Raw genomic sequence first — 20,458 nt, forward strand, 5'->3', positions numbered from 1 at the left:
ATAGCCCGACCTCGTGGCCGCGCGGTGGCGCTCATTCGTCGTCGGTGAACACCGGGCGCGCCGGCGGAAACCGTGCGGCGACGGCCGGCAGGAAGAACACTTCGATATAGCGCCTGGCGGTTTCGGGGTCCTCCGAGCCGGGCACGATGCCGAGCAGCAGGCTCATGCTGGTGGCGATGACAAAGCGGGCGAGGTCCTTGCCACGCAAGCCTGGCCGCAACGAGCCACCGCCATCGGACTCGACGATGGCGGCCGTCCACGCCTCGACCATGCGATGCAGTTCGGCGTGGTTGGCCAGCATGTTGGCGACGGTCCGGTCGTCGGCCTGATCCGAGATGGACCGGACCAGCGGGTCGCGGTTGAGTTCGCTCGCGACGATCACCAGGCTCTCGACGATGATGTCGAGCGGCTCGGCATCGGCGGGTAATCGGTCCAGGATGCCGGCCATGTGCCGCGCGGTGGTGCGCTGCATGAGCGCCTCGACCAGGCTGTCCCGGGTGGGGAAGTGCCGGTAGACGCTGCCGCGCGAGTACCCGGCGGTCCGGGCGATGACCTCGATGGTGGTGGCCCGGTAACCACGGGTGACGAAGAGCCGCTCCGCCGTGTCGAGGAAGGTCTCCCGCAGTTCTTCTGCCACCGCGCCGCCGCCGGCCGGGCGGCCCCGACGGCGGCGTACCGGCTCCTCGCCCACTCGCGTGCCTGTCCTTCGTGCTGTGTCGTGACATTAAGACGCTACTCCGGATCCGCCGGCTGCTCTCGACACCTAAATATCAAATGGTCTAACTTGTTTAATTACGCTGTGGCGTGCGCGGAGGGTGGGGGACTCAGATGGTCGGTCGGTCGATGGCACGGCTGGGTGCAGTGTTCGCGATGACGGCGTTCGCCGTTGCGCTGATCGCCGGCGCAGCGACCGCCGCCGCCGACACCGATGCGGAGTCGCCCGGTGGCAGCGGCAAGCCGGCGACCGCGAGCCCGCGCGATACGAAGAAGCCGGACTCCGACGTGACGAAGAGGCCCGCCGCCGGGACCGGGCAAGAAGCTACGAAACCGTCGACGCCGAGCGACGAGAAACCGTCGACGCCGCGGGACGGGAAACCGTCGACGCCCAGCGACGAGAAACCGGCGTCCACCGAGAGTGGGAAGCCGAGCACTACCAAGAAGAAGGGTTCGACCACCCGGCAGTACGGTGCCACCGAGGCCGTCCGCCGCGCCGTAACGGCGCCGGCCACCACCAAGACCGCACCGGCGCAGGAGCAGACGAAGGACACCGCGGTGCGCGCGAAGGTGGCGTCGGCGCCGGAGGCGCCGGCGGCGAGCGCGGATGCACCGCAGTCGATCAGCGTGGCCGCGGTCACGGCTCGCCCGGCTGACCCGGTGGTGGCCCAGGCTGCCGCCTCGCGCCGGGTGACACCGGTCGACGCCATCGGATCGGCCATCCTCAACGCGGTGATGGGTCTCGTCCAGTTCTTCGCGGGGCCGCCGGTACTGCCGGCCGATGCCAACGTCACCGTCCGGACGTCGACACTGCGCATCCCGGTCGCGGGCGGGCGCACCGTCACAGCCGACTGGTATTTCCCCAAGGATCCCGACGACCAGGCACCCACCCGGCTGATCTATCTGCAGCACGGTTTCGGCGCCGTGGGCTCGATGTACAGTTTCACCGCGGCTGCGTTGGCCGAACGCACCAACAGCGTCGTCGTCGCACCGACCATCACCTCGAATTTCCTTGCCACTGATGGCGCCTGGTTGGGTGGCACGGCCATACAACAGGGCGTCGCGGACCTGTTCGCCGGGGACCGGTCGGCGCTGACGGCGAGCGCTTCGGCGGCGGCCGGGTACGAGGTGACCCTGCCCACCCGCTTCGTTCTGGTGGGCCATTCCGCCGGCGGCAGCCTGGTGATGGGTGCGGCGGCCGACATGATCGACAACGGAGCATTGGCCGACCTGGCCGGCGTGGTTCTACTCGATTCGGTGGACATGAACGGCACGGTGCCCAAGGCGTTGGCGCGGCTGACCGGCGCGAATTATCGCCCGGTGATGGATATTTCGTCGGAGCGCTACGTGTGGAACATGTTCGGCGCGGTGGGCGACGAACTGGAATCCGCTCGTCCCGGCCAGTTCAACGGTGTGATGCTGACCGGTGGGCGGCACATCGACGCCCTGCTGGGTGGCAACAAGCTCGTCCAGTTCGCCGAGTACCTGGTGGCCGGCTTCTCGACACCCCAGAACGTCCAGGCCGTTCCGACGATCGCCGCCGGCTGGATCAACGACCTGTTCGCCGGCACCCAGGGCGGGTACTACCCCTCGCCGGGACAGAGTGTCGAGATCCCCACCTCGGCGGGGGTGGCCACCGCGGTCGCGCTGCCGTTCGCCTCCGACAAGCGCATCCAAGCCACCCCGCTGGACGGCTTCTTCGAACTGCTCCTCGGTCTGATCACCCGGGTGGCATTTTTCGATACGCCGGATCAATTGCGGCTCTTGGATCTAAGGGCGTGACCATGCATTAGCATGGCGGACATGAGGCTGGACGGTCAGCAGCTGACCGCCTACGCGGCCGTCATCGAACTGGGCAGCTTCGACGCCGCCGCGACTCATTTACACATCACGCCATCGGCGGTCAGCCAGCGCATCAAGGCGCTGGAGCAGCGGGTCGGCCAGGTCCTCGTGGTTCGTGAAAAGCCTTGCCGAGCAACACAAGCCGGCGTGCCGCTGCTACGACTGGCTGCCCAGATGGCGTTGCTGGAGGCCGAGGCGCTGGCCGAGACCGGTGACGGGCCGCGGGAACCCATCAGGGTTGCCGTCGCGGTGAACGCGGACTCCATGGCGACGTGGTTCTGCGGAATCTTCGCCCGGCTGCCGGGCATACTCTTCGATGTCCGGATCGAGGACCAGGACCATTCGGCCCGGCTGCTGCGCGCCGGCGAGGTGATGGGGGCCGTCACCACCGAGCGAACCGCCGTCTCCGGATGCCGGGTGCAATCCCTCGGCGTGATGCGCTACATCCCGGTGGCGAGTCCGGACTATCTGCGGCGGCACCTGCCCGGCGGTTTCACTGCGAAGGCGGCTGCCGAGGCGCCGTCGCTCGCCTGGAATCGCGATGATGCGCTGCAGGACAACCTGGTGCGCAAGGCATTTCGGCGCGATGTGCGTCGACCGGTGCACTATGTCCCGACCGCGGAGGGGTTCCGTGCGGCGGTCCAGGCGGGACTGGGGTGGGGCATGTACCCCGAGCAGCTGGTCGGCCCGGACTTCGTCCGGATCGCCGAGATCCATCTCGACGTCCCGCTGTACTGGCAGTGCTGGAAGCTGGACAGCCCGGTGGTGGACACCGTGACCGATGCCGTGCGGAGTGTGGCCGCGACGTTGGGGCCCAAGCTGGCGAAACGGCGGTCAACGTAGTCTATGACGGCTGTAATAAAGCCTGGTGACGCTACACTATGACAATCGTCATAACGTGGAGGGTGAATGGTCGGCAGTGACGGGGACGCTCGTGCCAGGATGGTGGCCGGTGCGGCCGAGATGATCCGGCACCGTGGCGTGCACGCCACCAGCGTGCGCGAGCTGGCCAAGCACACCGGCGCCCCACTCGGGTCGACCTATCACCATTTTCCCGGTGGCAAGAGCCAGCTCGCCGCCGAGGCCGTCCGGTGGGCCGACGACCTGACCGCGCGCAGGCTGACCGAGGCGATGGCGGCCGGGCCGGCCGACGGGCTGCAGGATTTCCTGGCGATGTGGCGACAGATCTTGGTGGACAGCGATTTCCAAGCCGGTTGTCCGGTGCTGGCGGTCGCCGTCGAGGAGATGGCCGACGGCGATTCCGCGCCGCGCGATGCGGCGGTGTTCGCGTTCGGGAACTGGACGACGATCCTTGCCGGCGCATTGCGCGAGAGTGGCGTGACGCCGCACCGAGCCACCGGGACGGCCACTTTGATCGTCGCGGCGGTGGAGGGCGCGGTCGCGATGTGCCGGGCGGAGCGGGCCACCCAACCGCTGGACACCGTTGGCGAGCAGTTGCACGATGTGCTGCGGGCGGTGCTCGGCTGAGGCCGACTAGGGCAAGGGCACGTGCCAGCGCAGGACGGTTCCGCCGCCGGCAGCCCCGCTCACGGCGAGATCGCCACCGTACTCCTGGGCCCGCAGGCGCAGGTTCGCCAGCCCGCTCTCGGTGACCGGTCCGTCGAATCCCCGTCCGTTGTCAGCGATCTCGACGGTGAGATCGTCATCGACCCGCACCGATACCGTGATTTCGGTGGCGCGGCCGTGTCGCACCGCATTACTGACGGCCTCGCGCACCACGGCCTCGGTGTGGTCGGCGATCGCCGGCTCGATGACCGACAACGGGCCGTTGTATTGCGCGGTGGTGCGGACGTCGGCCGAGGTGAACTGGGCCAGCGCGGCGTCGAGGCGTTGGCGCAGCCGGGTGCTCCCCGCTGACCCGCTGTGCAGATCGAAGATTGCGGTCCGGATCTCGGAGATGACGTCCTGGAGGTCGTCCACGCATTTCTCGACCCGCTGTGCGGCGTCGGCCGGGCGGATCCGGGGGATGGCCCCTTGCAGAGCCAGCCCGGCGGCGAACAACCGCTGGATGACGTGGTCGTGCAGGTCCCGCGCAATGCGGTCGCGGTCGGTCAGCACGTCGAGTTCGTGCATCCGCCGCTGCGTGGTGGCCAACTGCCAGGCCAACGCCGCCTGGTCGGTGAACGCCGCTGCCATCGACAAGTCGTCCTCGGTGAACGGCGCGGCGCCCGCCTCGCGTTGGGTGATCACCACCCCGGCAACGGTTTCGGTGGTGCGCAGGGGAAGTACCAACGCGGGGCCCGCACTGCCCGCCACCTCGAGATGGGCCGCACACAGCGGAACTCGCCGGGCATACGCCGCACCGATCGGGCCGTCGGCCACCGGGATGGGCGCCAGGGCCGCGATGTCGACTGGTTCGGCGCCGGTGACCTCGGCCACCAGAAGCTCGCCGACCGCCCCCGGCTCCTCGTCCTCGTCCTCGGCGATCGCGACGACGGCGACCGCCGACGAGGTGAGCTGACGGGCGCGCTCGGCGATGACCCGGAACACCGCGGCCGGGTCGGTGCCGGACAGCAATTCGGTCGCGATGTCCCGGGTGGCCTCGATCCAGGCCTGGCGTTGTTGCGATTGCTGGTACAGCCGGGCGTTCTCGATCGCGATGCCGGCGGCTGCGGCCAGGGCCTGCGCGAGCACTTGGTCGTCCTCGCTGAAGGGCTGGCCCGAGTTCTTCTCGGTGAGATAGAGATTGCCGAAGACCTCGTCCCGAATCCTGATCGGGACGCCCAGAAACGTCGTCATGGGCGGGTGGTGCGGCGGGAAGCCGACCGACGCCACGTGGTCCCGGATGTTGTCCAACCGGATCGGGCGTGGATCGTCGATGAGCACACCGAGCACACCGAGGCCCTGCGGCAGATTGCCGATCTGGTGACGGGTGGGCTCGTCGATGCCCTCGTAGACGAATTCGACGAGTTCGTGCCCGTGGCCGCGCACGCCCAGTGCCCCGTACCGGGCGTCGATCAATTCGATCGCGGTGTGCACGATCGTCCTGAGCGTCGCGTCGAGTTCCAGGCCGGCCGTGACCGTCAGCATCGCGTCGACCAGCCCGTCCAGCCGGTCCCGGCCCTCCACGATCTGCTCGACCCGGTCTTGCACCTCACTGAGCAGCTCTCGCAGCCTCAACTGCGACAGCGTCTCGCGCAGTGGGCGGTTGCGTCCGTCATCCGGTCCAGGCACAGCTGGATTCTATTGTCCGCGCTGGACCGGGCGATCGAGCTTCGAGACATAGACAGCGGCCTGGGTGCGGCGCTGCATGCCCAGCTTGGCCAGCAGCCGGGACACGTAGTTCTTGACGGTCTTCTCCGCCAGGAACATCCGGGCGGCGATCTGCTTGTTGGTCAAGCCCTCACCGAGCAGGTCCAGCAACACCCGTTCCTGATCGGTCAGTCCGGACAGCGGATCGGAATGGTCGCTCGAACCGCGCAGCTTGGCCATCAGGGCTGCGGCGGCCCGGTTGTCGAGCAGGGACCGGCCGGCTCCGACGTCCTTGATGGCCTGCGCCAACTCCATCCCCTTGATGTCTTTCACCACGTAGCCGCTCGCACCGGCCAGGATCGCGTCCAGCATCGCCTCGTCGGAAGTGAAGGAGGTCAGCATCAGACAGCGCAGATCGGGCAGTTGGGACAGCAAGTCACGGCACAGCTCGATTCCGTTTCCGTCGGGCAGCCGGACGTCGAGCACCGCCACGTCGGGGCGCAGCGCCGGTATCCGGGCCAGAGCCTCGGACACCGACCCGGCCTCGCCGATCACATCGAGATCGGCGTCCGACCCGAGGAGGTCGACGAGCCCACGGCGCACCACCTCATGGTCGTCGACGAGGAACACGGAGACCATGGGCGGACCTTTCGCGAGAGGATCTGTCCTCACCATTGTGGACGCATGGCGCGGGCAGCGGCAGCCGAAGCGGGCATCAGATCTCGACCCGCAGCACGTCGTGCAGCGGTCGGCGGGGTGTCGGCGGGGGCACCTCCTCCAGCGATGAGGCGACCCCCAGCCGCACCACCACCTGCGGCGCGGCGCGTCCGACGAGCGCGCTGATGATCTCCCGGCTGACGGGCACCTCGGTCAGATGGCTGAGCGTGCACGACGACAACCCGGCCATGGTGGCGTCCAGCAACACCGACGACAGCGCCTCGCCGGCGGCCACGATGCCCTCCCGGCTGTCGTCGGGGGCGGAGATGACCAGCAGCCGGGCCTGATCCTCGCCGACGTCGAGCCGGCGCTCGCGATTGCCCGTGACCGGGAAGGTCCGTCCGACATCGACGCGATCGGCTTCCTGCGCCGATATCAGCGCGGTGTGTGGGATGCCATCGCTCACCTCGTAGGGGGTTGTCCACCAAGTGATCTCGTGGTGGTACTCGGAATCGTAGAGACGTACCGCGTCGGTCAGGGCGGAGGCCTCGGCGAGGGCCGGGCGGTCGGCGGGGTCGACGACGTCGACGGCGCAGCCGAAGTGCTCAGTGGTGCGCAACATGCGCTCGAACGCGTCCCAGTCCGGTGGTGCCGCGAACGGCAACCGGTCGGTGCGTCTGCGCAGGATGGCATCGGCACGCTGCCGCTGGTCGTCGGTGACCTGTGCCAGCTTGCTCAGACCGATGTCCGCGACGTGATACCGGTCTTCGGCGTCGGGATACAACGCCACGTGCGCGGTGTAACCGGCCGCGGCGACGGCCACCCGGAAATGATCGAGGGCGGCCCCACAACTGATCAGGGCTTGCCGGCCACCGGCATCCGAGGCGACCAGATGATCGGGATCGATGAACAGCGATATGGTGCCGGACCGGATCACCCAGCGCCACGGCTGGCTGTTGTGATACGACGGGGCGCGGCACGCCAGGTGTACGGCATCCTCGACGAGCGTGACGGGGACGAGTGTCGTCGGCATGTGTCGATCCTGCGCTGCGGACCGGTCGGCAGGGCAGGGCCAGAAGTCCCTAATCGGATGTGAGGTGCGCCGGTGATCCGGCGCCCCGGGCGGCGGTTTCACGAACCCGGACGGGAACCCTCCAGGTAGGCCACGATGGCGTTGGGCAGACCGCGGCGGGCTTCACGGCCATCCGGAAATGGGCGGTTCAGTTCCATCCCGACGGTCTGGGTGGTTCCGCCGCGGACCTGGCACACGGCGGCGCGGTCGCATACCGGATTGCATTGCTACTCGCCGGCCGGTTCAGGTGACCTTGAGCGCCGGTCCGATCCACCGCCGTAGGTAGGCCCGCAGCCGGGCGCCGGTCCGCGGTGGATCGGTCGGCGCGACGATCATCGACTGGATGTTGCGCAACAGGAACTCGACCAGCTCGTCGAGGGTGTCATCGTCATAACCCATTGCCGCCCAGTCGATATGGGTGTGGCGCAACATCGTCCGGCACCGGGCGATGACGTCGGCGGTGAGCATGCCACGGCTGAAGCTGCTGGTGCGGTCGCTGTCCAGCAGCAATTCCAGCAACGGCTCGTGGGGGAGTCGTTCGATGATGTAGGCGACCACCTCGACCAGTTGGTCGGTAGCGCTCAGGTTCGCCGTCCGGATACCGACCTGGGCAACGAAGCCCTCCAAACTCACCTCTGCCACCGCGGTGAACAGTTCTTCGGTACCGGTGAAGTAGCGGTAGATGGTCCTGCGGGTGATCCCGAGCGCCTCGGACACGTCGGCCAATGCGGTGCGGCCGGCGCCCCGCTCGTCGATCATCGCCCTGGTGGCGTCGATGATCCGCTTGCGCGCCTCGGCATCGTCGGTCGGTGGCGCGCCGCCCCATCCTTTGCGTCCCACACCCGCGACTCTTCCAGATGGCGACATCGGCGTGCACGCAGCATCACGGGCACTGTCCGTTGTTGACGCACGTCGGTGCCGCGGTCGCCTTGTAGGTCGGCGCCGCGAACGTTGTGGCCGGCATCGATTCGGGCACCTGGGCGGTGGCCGTGGATCCCAGCTTCATGGCCGCGGTGGGGTTGATCAGCATGGCCGGCACGGTCGGTGACGAGTAGGTGCCGGTGGTCGAGGAATCTCCCGATCCGCCGGCCACCGTTGCGCTCGGGCCGCCGCCGCCGATGATTTCGATCAGGAGCGCGACGACGACGGCCCCGCCGCCGACCACGGCACACACTCTCTTCTGCAGATCCGCCATCGTCGCTCCTCCACGGACTCGGCGTCGTTTGATGCGAGGAACAAGCACGACTGGGGTTCGTGAATTCCCGAAAATGACTGTCTCAGCAGGCTTTACGAGCATCCACATGTGACAGGCAGCCCACAGCTGGGCGCGCAGGCCGCAGATCTGGGGCCGGTCAGGCGCCGTGCCGGCCACCATCCATCAGATCGTCTACGACAAAGGTCGAACGGCAAAAGGCCCGCCCGGTGAGTCGAGTGACTCGCCGGGCAGGCCTTGTGCGGTGGAGTTAGTGAGCCGGCTTGCGGTGACGGCGTACGAGAGCGGTCAGCCAGCGAACGTCGAGCAACATGTGATCCGCCTTTCCTTGTTATGCGGTCTTGTGCAGCAGTGGGAGCAGCCGCCGACGGGCGAGGGTGCCCTCGGCGAAGTGATGCAGCGCCTCGGGAACCGACGCGGTGATCGGGAAGGCGTCGTCGAGCAACCGCAGTATGTCGAGCACCTGCGGGCTGGCCACCAGGGCCCATTCCACCCCGGCCAGATCGCACTCGTCATCGAGTCCGTACAGCAGGGACACGCCACGGGCGGACAGTCCGGTCACGCCGCTGAGGTCCAACACGAACGGCTTCTCGGTGAGCACCAACTGCCGGACCCGGTGAGTGAGTCGATCGAAGTTGGCGTCGTCGATGACGCCGGTCAGTGTTGCGACGGTCGCCAGATGGCGGCACTGCGCACGCAACTGGGCACCGTCACACTCGACCGCCGGATTGCCGTACCGGAATGCGATCGTCATGTTGGGCCTCCCTTCGGTGTCTCTCACGTCGGTGAACGTGATACCGAAGTTATCCACCGAATTTAAGGTACCTGGGAGTACGCATTAATACTTTGCTAAGAAGTGCTCCTGATACGCACGTAAGGGTTTGCTGAGAAAAACGTATAGCGTTGTGTTGCAACATATTTCGCTAAAATAAGACAATCTCTCAGTAATTGACGCCAACTTACCGTGCAGTAGCCTAAGTGTATTCTCAGCGTCGAAACTGGCCGCCGGTGTAACCGATCCACGGCGAATAATCGGCGATCAACGCATCCTGGGCAGGGCGTTCCTCCTCGGGAACGTGCTGCAGGTTGATCCGCACCCGGTACCAGATCGAGCTCGGCCCGCGCATCCCGTCGATGAGCACATCCACCGGGGCCAGCCGTTCGGCCGCGCCGGGATGGCGGTCACGCCATACGTCGAGCGCGGCCAGCGCCTCGTCGCGGGTCTTGGTCCGGGCGACCTCGATGAGCGGCATGGTCGATTGCCTGCGTCCGTCCTTGGGCGCCTTGCCGCGCTTCTCCATCGGCCCGAGCTGCTCGGCGAGCTCCAGCAGCGGCTCCAGCCGACCAGCGGAATTGTCCATGCCTTCCCACGGATCACCCATGTCGGCGAACCGCGCAGGCACGGTGGCGATGGTGTACGCCTCGGCACGGCAGCCGGCAACCTCGTCCCAGCGCAGCGGTGTCGACACCCTGGCGTCCGGCGTGGCCCGCACCGAGTAAGCCGAGGCAACGGTGCGGTCCTTGGCGTTCTGGTTGAAATCCACGAACACCCGCGCGCCGCGTTCCTCTTTCCACCAGCGTGCGGTGGCCAGGTCGGGGGCGCGCTGCTCGACCACCCGGGCCACCGTCTCGGCGGCCAGCCGGACCTGTTTGAACGGCCAGTGCGGATGGATGCGGGCATAGATGTGGAAGCCGCGCGACCCCGAGGTCTTGGGCCACGCCGTCAATCCGTGATCGGCGAGCACCTCGCGGGCCACCTGGGCCACCGCCAGGATCTGCTCCCACTGCACGCCCGGCATCGGATCCAGGTCGACCCGCAGTTCGTCGGGATGGTCCAGGTCGGCGGCGCGCACCGGGTGCGGATTGAGGTCGACGCAGCCGAGGTTGACCGCCCAGACCAGTCCGGCGGCGTCGGTCAGGACGGCCTCCTTGGCCGAGGTGCCCGAGGCGTACTTGAGCTCGGCGACGTCGATCCAGTCGGGCCGTTTCTCGGGGGCCCGCTTCTGGAAGATCGCTTCGGCGGTGATGCCCTTGACGAAGCGCTTCAGGATCATCGGCCGGTCTGCGACACCGCGCAGCGCGCCGTCGGCAACGGCCAGGTAGTAGTCGATCAGATCCCGCTTGGTCACGCCGACATCGGGGAAAATCACCTTGTCGGGGTGGGTGACGGGCACCCGCCGGCCACCCACCTCCAGTGCGACCGTGTCGGCCATAGCGCCATCCTAGTTAGCTCTCCGGCTGCGACCTGAGTCACATATTGTGGCCGTATGCCCAGTCTCTTCGACCTGCCTGCGCAGGCGGTGGCGAAAGCCCAGCAGTATTTCGACCGCGGCTCGGCGGAGCTGCATTACGCGCGCAAGATGTTCGAGGCCGGTGCCTTCAAGCTGGAGCCACCGCAGAACTTCGTCGCCATGCTGGCCGATATCCGCCGCTGGGGCGAATTCGGGATGATCCCGGCGCTCAACGCGCGGCGCTACCCGGACCGGACCGCCGTCATCGACGACGACGGTGCCATCACCTTCGCCGAGCTGGACCAGGCTGCCCACGCGGTGGCCAACGGCCTGCGCAATATGGGTGTCAAAGGCGGCGACGGTGTCGCCCTGCTGGTCCGCAACCACCGCTGGTTCCTCATCGGGCTGTACGGCGCGGCCCGGGTCGGTGCCCGCGTCATCCTGCTCAACAGCGAGTTCTCCGGTCCACAGATCAAGGAGGTCTCCGAGCGTGAAGGCGCCAAGGTCATCATCTACGACGACGAATACGCCGGTGCGGTGGCGCTGGCCGAACCGCCGTTGGGCAAGCTGCGTGCCCTGCCCACCAACCCCGACAAGCCCGATGGGCCGTCGGGCACCGATGACACGCTGGCCGACCTGATCAAGCGCAGCAGCAAGAAGCCCGCGCCGAAGGCCACCAAGCACTCCTCGGTCATCATCCTGACCAGCGGCACCACCGGAACCCCCAAGGGCGCCAACCGCAGCACCCCGCCGTCACTGGCCCCCATCGGCGGTGTGCTGTCCCACGTCCCGTTCAAATCCGGTGAGGTCACCTCGTTGCCGGCGCCGATGTTCCACGCGTTGGGGTTCCTGCACGCCACCATCGCGATGATGCTGGGCACCACGCTGGTGCTGCGCCGGCGCTTCAAACCGGCGACCGTGCTGGCCGATATCGAAAAGCACCGGGTGACCGCGATGGTCGTGGTCCCGGTGATGCTGTCGCGCATCCTCGACGAACTCGACAAGACGCAGCCCAAGCCCAACCTGTCCAGCCTGCGGATCGTGTTCGTGTCCGGCTCGCAGCTGGGCGCCGAGCTGGCCACCCGGGCGCTCAAGGAACTGGGTCCGGTGATCTACAACCTGTACGGCTCCACCGAGATCGCCTTTGCCTCGATCGCCCGGCCCAAGGATTTGTCCGTCAATCCGGCTACGGTCGGACCGCCGGTCAAAGGCATCACGGTGAAGATCCTCGACGACAACGGGGTCGAGGTTCCCCAAGGCGAAGTCGGGCGCATCTTCGTGCGGAACACCTTCCCGTTCGAGGGCTACACCGGCGGGGGCGGCAAGCAGATCATCGACGGCATGTTGTCCTCGGGCGATGTGGGGTACTTCGACGAGAACGGACTGCTGTACGTGTCCGGCCGCGACGACGAGATGATCGTCTGCGGCGGCGAGAACGTCTTCCCCGCCGAGGTCGAGGACCTCATCAGTGGCCATCCCGAGGTGATCGAGGCCACCGCGCTCGGCGTCGAGGACCTGGAGTTCGGTGCGCGGCTGCGTGCCTTCGTGGTGAAGGCCGAAGGGGCCACCATCGACGAGGACGCGATCAAGACGTACGTCAAGGAAAATCTGGCGCGCTACAAGGTGCCCCGCGACGTCGTCTTCCTCGACGAGTTGCCGCGCAACCCGACGGGCAAGATCCTCAAGCGCGAGCTGCGGGAATTGTGATCGCGGAATAGACGGCGATGCCCGCGGGTAGTAGCTGCTTGTGAATATCGACCTTTCCGGAAAAACCGCACTCGTCACCGGTTCCACCCAGGGCATCGGCCTGGCCATCGCCGAAGGTCTGGCCCGCAGCGGGGCGCGGGTGGCCGTCAACGGCCGGACCGCGTCGCGCGTGGACGAGGCGGTGGAACAGCTGCGGACCACCGGCGGTGACGCCTTCGGGGTGGCCGCCGATGTCAGCACCGCCGAGGGCACGACCCGGCTGCTGGCCGAACTGCCCGAGGTCGACATCCTGGTGAACAACCTGGGCATCTTCGGTGCGGTGCCGGCCCGCGAGGTCACCGACGAGCAGTGGCGCACCTATTTCGAGGTGAATGTCCTTGCCGCGGTTCGGCTTATCCGCGCCTACCTGCCGGGCATGACCGAGCGCGGCTGGGGCCGGGCGATCCAGATCGCCAGTGACTCCGCCATCGTGATCCCCGAAGAGATGATCCACTACGGCGTCTCCAAGACGGCTCTGCTGGCGGTGTCACGCGGCTTCGCCAAGGATGCCGCCGGCACCGGGGTGACGGTCAACTCGGTGATCGCCGGGCCGACGCGCACCGCCGGCGTGGAGGATTTCGTCTACCAACTGGTGGACAAGAGCCTGCCGTGGGACGAGGCGCAGCGCGAGTTCATGCGCAAGCACCGGCCGCAGTCGCTGCTGCAACGGCTCATCGAACCCGCCGAGATCGCGAACATGGTCACCTATCTGGCGTCGCCGCTGGCGTCGGCCACCACCGGCGGGGCGCTGCGCGTCGACGGCGGATACGTCGACGCGATCCTGCCCTAGGGGTTGTTGACGTAATAGGACAGGCAGACCGGGTCGTGACGGCACGCGATGATCGCCCCGGCATCGGGTGCCGAGCCGCGGATCTTGGGCGGCCGCGGGCCGAGATTGCAGTTGACGACGTAGGGATTGAGCGGGACGACGCCGTTGACGCACGGCTGCGCCAGCGTGTGGACGGCGTTGTCCTCCGACGTCGCGATGACGGCCGCCGGGGCGAGCAATGCCAGACCCGCGACCGCGGTACAGAGAGCGCGGACGACGCGATGGTGTGAGGTACTCACTCTCTCAACCAACGGGTCCCGACGGCGGACTGATTCCCGTCGGGCCCGTTGTGTCCGAGATCATGGCGCGCCGTTACGGGTCGCGGGGCAGGCCCAGCAGGCGTTCGGCGATGATATTGAGCTGCACCTCGGTGGTGCCGCCGTAGATCGTCGTCGCCCGGCTGAACAGCAGGTAATCGGCCCACTTGCCGGTGATCTGCTCCTTGTCGCCGATCACGGCGTCGGTGCCGAACGAGGACACCCCGAACTCGGCGTATCCCTGACCCGTCTTCATCGAGAGCAGTTTGGAGATGGCCGCGGCCGGCATCGGATCACCACCGGCCAGGGTCAGCAGCGTCGAACGCAGGTTGAGCACCTTGGCGGCGTAGCCCTCGGCGATGAGCTTGCCCGCGTGGTTCTGCTCGATCTGGTCGAACTGCCCATCGGTGAGGAACTGCACGAACTGGTCCAGGCTGGCCAGAAACGGTGGCTCGCCGCTGCCGATGGACACCCGCTCGTTGGTCAGGGTGTTGCGGCTGACCTCCCAGCCGCGGTCCACCTCGCCCAGCACCATCGCATCCGGCACGAACACGTCGTCGATGTAGACGGTGTTGAACATGGCGTCGCCGGTCAGCTCGCGCAGCGGCTTCACTTCCACGCCAGGGGATTTCATGTCCAGCAGGAAGTAGGTGATGCCATTGTGTTTGGGCGCGGCCTGGTCCGTTCTGGCCAGCAGGGCGCCCCACTGCGAAAACTGTGCGCCGGTGGTCCAGATCTTCTGCCCGGTGATCCGCCAGCCGCCGTCGACCTTGGTGGCCTTGGTGGTCAGGCTGGCCAGGTCCGAGCCGGCGCCCGGCTCGGAGAACAGCTGGCACCAGATCATCTCGCCGCGGAAGGTGGGCGGCAGGAACTGCTGTTGCTGCTCGTCGGTGCCGTAGGCGACGATGGACGGGATGATCCACGCGGCGATGCCCATATTGGGACGCGCGACCCGCCCGGTGCTGAACTCCTGCGCGATGATGATCTGTTCGACCGGGCCCGCGTCGCGCCCCCACGGCTTGGGCAGGTGCGGCTGCACCCAGCCGCCTTCGGCAATCGCGGCGTTACGCTCCTCGCGCGCAATGGCTTTCAGGGCGGCGACCTCGGCCCTGATCTCCTCGCGCAGCTTCTCGGTTTCCGGGTCAAGGTCGATGTCCAGCTTGCGCAGACCGCAGCTGGTGGCGGTGTCCACCACCAGCTGCGGGTAGTCCGCGGCGCGACCGAAGCTGGCCGCGAGCACCAGCGCCCGGCGGTAGTAGACGTTGGTGTCGTGCTCCCAGGTGAACCCGATGCCGCCGTGCACCTGGATGCACTCCTGTGCGCAGTGCTGCGCGGCGACCGGGGCCAGCGTGCCAGCGACCGCCGCGGCGAACTCGAAGTGCGAATCCACTGTGCCACCGGTGAACTCGTCGAGCGCGCGGGAGGCATCCCAGACCGCGGCGGTGGCCCGTTCGGTCTCGGCGATCATGCCGGAGCACTTGTGCTTGATGGCCTGGAACTGGCCGATGGGCCGGCCGAACTGTTCACGGATCTTGGCGTACTCGGTGGCGGTGTCGGTGGCCCAGCGGGCGACACCGACACATTCGGCCGACAACAGCGTGGTGATGAGCGCGCGGGCATGGCCGCGGGTGAGGTTGGAAAGCACCTTGTCCAGGCCGATCTCGACGGCGTTGGCGCGCACATGCGCCACCGGGCGCAGCGGGTCGATGCTGGTGACGGGTTCGATCTCGAGCGCGTCGGCGTCCAGGACCACCCATTCCTCGCTGCTGTCGATCGACACCGGCAGCACCAGCAGTGACGCCTGCGCGGCGGCGGGCACCGCTCGCACCTCGCCGCGGATGGTGAGCGTGTCATCGTGGCGGGTGGCCGTCAGCCCCGAGTCGATGGCGTAGGCGGCGATGACCGCGCCCGAGGCCAGCCCGGTGAGCAGCGCGGACCGTGGGTCGTGGGCCGAGATCAGGGCGCCGGCGATGGCCGACGGCACGAACGGGCCCGGGACCGCGCCGTAGCCGAACTCGGCCAGGGTGATGGCCAGCTCGAGGATGCCGAAGCCCTGCCCGCCGACCTCTTCGGCGAGGTGCACGCCGGGCAGTCCCTGCTCGGCGGCGGCCTTCCAGTAGCTCGGCGGGTTGGCGATCGGGGTTTCCAGTGCCTCGTGCAGCACTTCGGAGGGGGCGACCTTGGCCACCAGGGACCGGACCGAATCGGCCAGGTCGTTGTGCTCAGGATTGATCGCGATCGGCATGTGCACCCTTCCCTAATAACCGGTCGGTTGGGACCGAGGTTACCCCCATCGTGACGCGCGCCACTCCCGGGGGCTATCTGACTTCGTTCACCAGGTGTACCAGCGGAGAGCCATCGTGGAGCCGCCGGCAGTTGTCCACGGCCATCTCCAGATAGCGGCGCATGGTGTCGACGGTGTACCACGTGACGTGTGGGGTGAGCACGACGTTGTCCAGCGTCAGGAGGGCGGCATCCGCCGGCACCGGTTCTTCGGCGAAGACGTCCAGCCCCGCCGCGGACAGGTGACCGGTGCGCAGCGCGTCGACCAGGGCCGGCTCATCGACGATCGGCCCCCGGGAGGTGTTGACCAGCACCGCACCGGGTTTCATCGCGGCGATTTCGGCGGCACCGAGCAGCTGGTGGGTGTGTTCGGTCAGCGGGAGATGCAGCGAGACGATATCGCTGGACGCCAGCAGGTCGGGCAGGCTGCGCCAGCCGCGGGTGCCGTCGTCGCGGGTGCTGGTGTGCACCACGTCGGCGCCCATCGCCGTGACGATGGTCTCGACCTGTTTGGCGATGTTGCCGTAACCGATCAGCCCGACCGTGCACCCGCCGATATCGCGGACGGTCTCACCCAGGCTGGGATCGGACGGCCAGCCGCGGCCCGCTCGGGTGGCCCGGTCCAACGTCGGTAGCCGGCGCAGCGCCGCCAGCATCAGCAGCAAGGCGCCCTCGGCCACCGAGGGCGCATTGGCGCCGGGCATGTTGGCCACCGCGATGCCCGATCCCGTGGCGGTGGCCACGTCGATGGTGTTCACGCCGGCACCGAGCTTGTGGACCAGCTTCAAGCGCTTGCCCTGCCGCAGATCCGATCCCGAGATGGGCCGCAGCACATGCCAGATCACCTCGGCATCGGGCAGTTCGCGGTAGAACGTCGCGTCGTCGTCCTCGGCGCACCACCGGATGTCCAACCAATCAGATTCCGGTGCAACGAATTCCAGCACCTTGGCTCCGGGGGTGAAGTGCGCGAGAACCCGCACCGGCGAGTGCTCGAGCGAGGAGTCGTCGGCTAACGCCACCGCTTCGCGATCCATTTGGCGATCGTATCGGCCTGTTCGCTACGGGCGCCCGGGGTGGTGAAGTAGTGATCCGTGTCGATCGAGCACTGCGTCTTGTCCTGGGACGCCAGGGCGGTGTAGATGCGTTGTGCGTCCGACGGAAACACCCCGGTGTCCTGGTCGGCATTGATCACCAGGGCCGGGCAGTCGATGAGCGCCAGGTGTAGCTCGGCCCTGGTCTGCGCGTGGCGCAGGCTCCACATGCTGAGCCAATTGCGCAGTGTGCATGCAGCCGCGATACCGCGCGCGGAACGGTTGGCGTGCACGGGAATTCCCGCATAGCACAGGTTGCCCTGGCGTCTGGTGGGTTCCAGCGTGGGGTCCACCATCCGGGGATCGGCCCAGGTGCGCAGCACCGAGAACGGCCGGTCGCTGAAGCCGGCCGCGCGTACGCGGTTGAGCTCGGACTCGGCCCAATCGGTGATGGACTCGTTACGCGCGACCTGTGCCGCGCGGTACCGGGTCACGAAGTCCTCGGAGTACGGCGGACCGTTCCGCTGGTGGAACAGGTCCAGTGCGAGATCGGTTGCCACCGGGTCGTTCTCGTCGACAACCGCGGCATCCATCCAGGCCGTCAGCACGTCGGGTCTGCCGGGGTGCGCGGCGCTGGCGACGTAGCCGTCGGCAGGGAGCAGGTCGGACACGCCGGCCGCGGGGCGCATGCCCTCCAGCGCCGGCCGGACATGGTTGTGCAACGCCTGTGCCTGATAGGCCGCCATCAGCGACCCACCGCCGGAATTGCCCAGCAACACCACGGTTTCGATGTTCTGCACCTCCCGCAACCAGCGCATGCCCACCCCGATGTCGACGAGCGCGTGGTCGAGCAGGAAGCTGCTCTCGAAACCGCGGAACCGGGTGTTCCAGCCCAGGAACCCGATGCCCCGGGTGGCCATGTAGTCGGCGAGATAGTGTTCGGAGAAGTCGATTTGGTAGTGCGTGGCGATCATGGCGATCTTGGGCTTTCGCCCGACACCGCGATAGTAGAGCCCCTGACACGGGTGGCCGCCGGCGCCGGCGCGCAGGGCCGTCGGTGAGTCCATCCCGACGAACTCACGGGTCACACCGGCTGCTGCGCTCCTGCTCATGGTGCGGCGGTCTCCTCGTGGTAGATCGTCCGGTGGAAGATGTTGGCCAGTGTGGCGATGCAGGCGTCGTCGTCGACGGTTGCCGCGCCGTCGCCACTGAGCTGGGTGTAACAGAACTGGTTCAGCATGGACACCAGTGCCACCGCCACCAGCTGCGGGTCGTCCTTCGGGCAGAACCCTTGGCGCTGAGCATCTTTGACCATGGTGGTGATGAGGCTGATGGGGAGGGCGCAGATGTCGCGCCAGTACTGCGCGAAGTCGTCGTTGATCATGGCCAGCTGCGAGACGCTGATGATCTCGGCGAGCCGATGCCGGTAGGTGTTCCAGTGCGCGGCGGCCGCGGCGTGCGCCCGCTCGGCGTTGCTCAGGCCGGGTTCGGCGGCCGCCCGTGCTCGGTCCCGGGCCTCATCGCGGAACCGCAGCGCCCACTGCCGGACCATCGCCTCCTTGGAGTCGTAATAGTTGTAGAACGACGCGGTGGAGCGCCCCGCCTCGGCTGCAATGTCGGCGATGGTGGCGGCCAGGATTCCCTTGCGGGCGACCACATTTCGCGCCGCGGTGTCGATCGCTGCCTGCGTCTGGCGCCCGCGCTCGGTCGGGAGTTGCACGCGTGCGGCCACCGTGTTCCCCTCGTCCGTCCGGGCGTTGATCCAAACTGAATCTGATGTTAGATTCAGTTTCGGATCTGCGCTAGAGGTGGGAGATCGTCATGATCAAGCCGGACAATCCGAATCCCGAATTCCAGCTCGGCGGAATCAACCACGTCGCGCTGGTGTGCTCGGATATGCAGCGCACCGTGGATTTCTACTCCGGGGTGCTCGGCATGCCGCTGATCAAGGCGATCGACCTGCCCGGCGGCATGGGGCAGCATTTTTTCTTCGACGCCGGCAACGGTGACTGCGTCGCGTTCTTCTGGTTCACCGACGCGCCCGATGGCGTCCCGGGGATCTCCGCGCCGATCGCACTACCGGGTCTGGGGGAGATCACCAGCGCGGTGTCGACCATGAACCACCTGGCCTTCCACGTGCCGCCGGAGAAGTTCGACGAGTACCGGGAGAAGCTCAAGGCCAAGGGCGTGCGGGTCGGACCGGTGCTCAACCACGACGAGAGTGAGTGGCAGGCATCCCGGACCCTGCACCCGGGCGTCTACGTGCGGTCGTTCTACTTCCAGGACCCGGACGGCATCACGCTGGAATTTGCGTGCTGGGTCAAGCAGTTCGACCGGGGCGAGGCCAAGGTGGCACCGCGGACCGCGGCCGACCGCCGCGTCACGGTCTGACTTCGCGACCTCTTGACACCTGTTCAGTTCGGGCGGCAATATCAGGAAACAACCGTTCGCACATTTGGGTAGGGGTGTCCATGACCATCGCCGAACGCCCGGTCGACGAGACCGCTCGCGCCGCGGTGCGCCGGCCGCGCTGGGGTGCCGGCTTCGACGACGGGCTGATGGGGGTGGCCCTGCTGGCCGGTCCGGCGAACGTGATCATGCAGTTGGCCCGCCCCGGCGTCGGCTACGGCGTGATGGAGAGCCGGGTCGACAGCGGCCGGGTGGACCTGCACCCGATCAAGCGGGCCCGGACCACCTTCACCTATCTGGCGGTCGCCGGCCGGGGCAGCGACGCGCAGAAGGCGGCCTTCCGACGCGCGGTCAATCGGGCGCATGCCCAGGTCTATTCCACCGAGGACAGCCCGGTGCAGTACAACGCCTTCGACAAGGATCTGCAGCTGTGGGTCGCGGCGTGCCTGTACAAGGGTGCGGTCGACGTGCACCGGCTGTTCGTCGGGGAGATGGATGAGGAGATGGCGGATCGGCACTATCGCGACGGCATGACACTGGGCACCACGCTGCAGGTGTCGCCGGAGATGTGGCCGGCCGATCGTGCGGCCTTCGACAAATACTGGACCGAATCGCTGGAACAGGTGCATATCGACGACGCGGTGCGTGAGTACCTGTACCCGATCGCGGTGGCGCGGTTACGCGGTTTACAACTACCCGGCCCGCTGCAGCGGTACGCCGAGGAGTGGGCCGGATTGATCACCACCGGATTCCTGCCGCAGCGATTCCGCGACGAGATGCGGCTGCCTTGGGATGCCCGGCGCCGGCGCCGGTTCCACCGGTTGATGACGGTGCTACGGACGGTCAACAACACCATGCCCGGTTTTGTCCGGCGGTTCCCGTTCAACGTTCTGCTCAAGGACCTCGACTGGCGTATCCGCACCGGCCGCCCTTTGATCTAACCAAGCTCTAGGCAAGCTCT

General features: G+C 67.5%; 20 protein-coding genes. 7 read left to right on the plus strand and 13 right to left on the minus strand.

Annotation, left to right across the window (positions count from 1 at the left end; translation table 11 throughout):
* Positions 1-31 precede the first annotated feature (31 nt).
* A complete protein-coding gene (locus AWB94_RS19655; RefSeq protein WP_064961319.1) occupies positions 32-691 on the minus strand; it encodes a TetR family transcriptional regulator in 660 nt (219 codons plus the stop codon).
* A gap of 152 nt (positions 692-843) precedes the next feature.
* Here AWB94_RS19655 and AWB94_RS19665 point away from each other — a divergent pair, with 152 nt between their 5' ends.
* The 3 genes from AWB94_RS19665 to AWB94_RS19675 all read left to right on the plus strand — a co-directional run bounded on the left by AWB94_RS19665 (position 844) and on the right by AWB94_RS19675 (position 4,044).
* A complete protein-coding gene (locus AWB94_RS19665; protein ID WP_131805314.1) occupies positions 844-2,496 on the plus strand; it encodes an alpha/beta fold hydrolase in 1,653 nt (550 codons plus the stop codon).
* Positions 2,497-2,517: 21 nt separating this feature from the next.
* Entirely contained in the window at positions 2,518-3,399 is an 882-nt protein-coding gene (locus tag AWB94_RS19670; RefSeq protein WP_084395218.1) for a LysR family transcriptional regulator ArgP, read from the plus strand.
* 66 nt (positions 3,400-3,465) lie between these two features.
* On the plus strand, positions 3,466-4,044 hold the full coding sequence (locus AWB94_RS19675) for a TetR/AcrR family transcriptional regulator (protein WP_062657411.1): 579 nt from the start codon (positions 3,466-3,468) through the stop codon (positions 4,042-4,044).
* A 6-nt stretch (positions 4,045-4,050) separates the two neighbouring features.
* Here the strand turns inward: AWB94_RS19675 and AWB94_RS19680 are convergent, their stop codons facing one another.
* The 7 genes from AWB94_RS19680 to ligD all read right to left on the minus strand — a co-directional run bounded on the left by AWB94_RS19680 (position 4,051) and on the right by ligD (position 10,924).
* Entirely contained in the window at positions 4,051-5,751 is a 1,701-nt protein-coding gene (locus tag AWB94_RS19680; RefSeq protein ID WP_062657410.1) for a GAF domain-containing sensor histidine kinase, read from the minus strand.
* Between the two features lie 9 nt (positions 5,752-5,760).
* A complete protein-coding gene (gene dosR, locus AWB94_RS19685) occupies positions 5,761-6,408 on the minus strand; it encodes a hypoxia response regulator transcription factor DosR/DevR (protein WP_062657409.1) in 648 nt (215 codons plus the stop codon).
* A 76-nt stretch (positions 6,409-6,484) separates the two neighbouring features.
* On the minus strand, positions 6,485-7,459 hold the full coding sequence (locus AWB94_RS19690; protein ID WP_062657408.1) for an Acg family FMN-binding oxidoreductase: 975 nt from the start codon (positions 7,457-7,459) through the stop codon (positions 6,485-6,487).
* A 282-nt stretch (positions 7,460-7,741) separates the two neighbouring features.
* Positions 7,742-8,338, minus strand: coding sequence for a TetR/AcrR family transcriptional regulator (locus AWB94_RS19700; protein ID WP_062657407.1), 597 nt, complete (start codon positions 8,336-8,338; stop codon positions 7,742-7,744).
* Positions 8,339-8,381: 43 nt separating this feature from the next.
* Entirely contained in the window at positions 8,382-8,693 is a 312-nt protein-coding gene (locus AWB94_RS19705) for a hypothetical protein (RefSeq protein WP_062657406.1), read from the minus strand.
* Positions 8,694-9,042: 349 nt separating this feature from the next.
* On the minus strand, positions 9,043-9,465 hold the full coding sequence (locus tag AWB94_RS19710; protein WP_062657405.1) for an STAS domain-containing protein: 423 nt from the start codon (positions 9,463-9,465) through the stop codon (positions 9,043-9,045).
* A gap of 232 nt (positions 9,466-9,697) precedes the next feature.
* A complete protein-coding gene (gene ligD / locus AWB94_RS19715; protein WP_062657404.1) occupies positions 9,698-10,924 on the minus strand; it encodes a non-homologous end-joining DNA ligase in 1,227 nt (408 codons plus the stop codon).
* Positions 10,925-10,978: 54 nt separating this feature from the next.
* Between ligD and fadD2 the strand changes: the two genes are divergently transcribed.
* The gene (fadD2, locus tag AWB94_RS19720) at positions 10,979-12,649 is read left to right on the plus strand and encodes a long-chain-fatty-acid--CoA ligase FadD2 (protein WP_062657403.1); all 1,671 of its coding nucleotides are present in this window, start codon (positions 10,979-10,981) and stop codon (positions 12,647-12,649) included.
* A 40-nt stretch (positions 12,650-12,689) separates the two neighbouring features.
* Positions 12,690-13,478, plus strand: a complete 789-nt coding sequence (locus AWB94_RS19725; RefSeq protein WP_062657402.1) for an SDR family NAD(P)-dependent oxidoreductase — start codon at positions 12,690-12,692, stop codon at positions 13,476-13,478.
* Here the strand turns inward: AWB94_RS19725 and AWB94_RS35190 are convergent.
* The 5 genes from AWB94_RS35190 to AWB94_RS19750 form a co-directional block, all read right to left on the minus strand.
* Positions 13,475-13,756, minus strand: coding sequence for a hypothetical protein (locus tag AWB94_RS35190; protein WP_062657401.1), 282 nt, complete (start codon positions 13,754-13,756; stop codon positions 13,475-13,477). The genes AWB94_RS19725 and AWB94_RS35190 overlap by 4 nt on opposite strands.
* A gap of 73 nt (positions 13,757-13,829) precedes the next feature.
* Positions 13,830-16,019 carry an acyl-CoA dehydrogenase family protein gene (locus AWB94_RS19735; protein ID WP_062657400.1) on the minus strand — a complete coding sequence of 730 codons (2,190 nt, stop codon included), beginning with the start codon at positions 16,017-16,019 and terminating at the stop codon, positions 13,830-13,832.
* A gap of 73 nt (positions 16,020-16,092) precedes the next feature.
* Positions 16,093-17,091 (minus strand): 2-hydroxyacid dehydrogenase, encoded by a 999-nt coding sequence (locus AWB94_RS19740; protein WP_201029561.1) that lies wholly within the window; start codon positions 17,089-17,091, stop codon positions 16,093-16,095.
* Positions 17,067-18,200, minus strand: a complete 1,134-nt coding sequence (locus AWB94_RS19745; protein ID WP_062657399.1) for an alpha/beta hydrolase — start codon at positions 18,198-18,200, stop codon at positions 17,067-17,069. Before AWB94_RS19745 ends, AWB94_RS19740 begins: the two co-directional genes overlap by 25 nt.
* A complete protein-coding gene (locus AWB94_RS19750) occupies positions 18,197-18,808 on the minus strand; it encodes a TetR/AcrR family transcriptional regulator (RefSeq protein WP_234811807.1) in 612 nt (203 codons plus the stop codon). The genes AWB94_RS19745 and AWB94_RS19750 overlap by 4 nt, the downstream gene beginning before the upstream one ends.
* A 101-nt stretch (positions 18,809-18,909) precedes the next feature.
* Here AWB94_RS19750 and AWB94_RS19755 point away from each other — a divergent pair, with 101 nt between their 5' ends.
* A complete protein-coding gene (locus tag AWB94_RS19755) occupies positions 18,910-19,479 on the plus strand; it encodes a VOC family protein (protein WP_062657397.1) in 570 nt (189 codons plus the stop codon).
* Between the two features lie 80 nt (positions 19,480-19,559).
* The gene (locus AWB94_RS19760) at positions 19,560-20,438 is read left to right on the plus strand and encodes an oxygenase MpaB family protein (protein WP_084395213.1); all 879 of its coding nucleotides are present in this window, start codon (positions 19,560-19,562) and stop codon (positions 20,436-20,438) included.
* Positions 20,439-20,458 lie beyond the last annotated feature (20 nt).

The sequence above is a fragment of the Mycolicibacterium canariasense genome, assembly GCF_002101555.1.
Classification (GTDB): domain Bacteria; phylum Actinomycetota; class Actinomycetes; order Mycobacteriales; family Mycobacteriaceae; genus Mycobacterium; species Mycobacterium canariasense.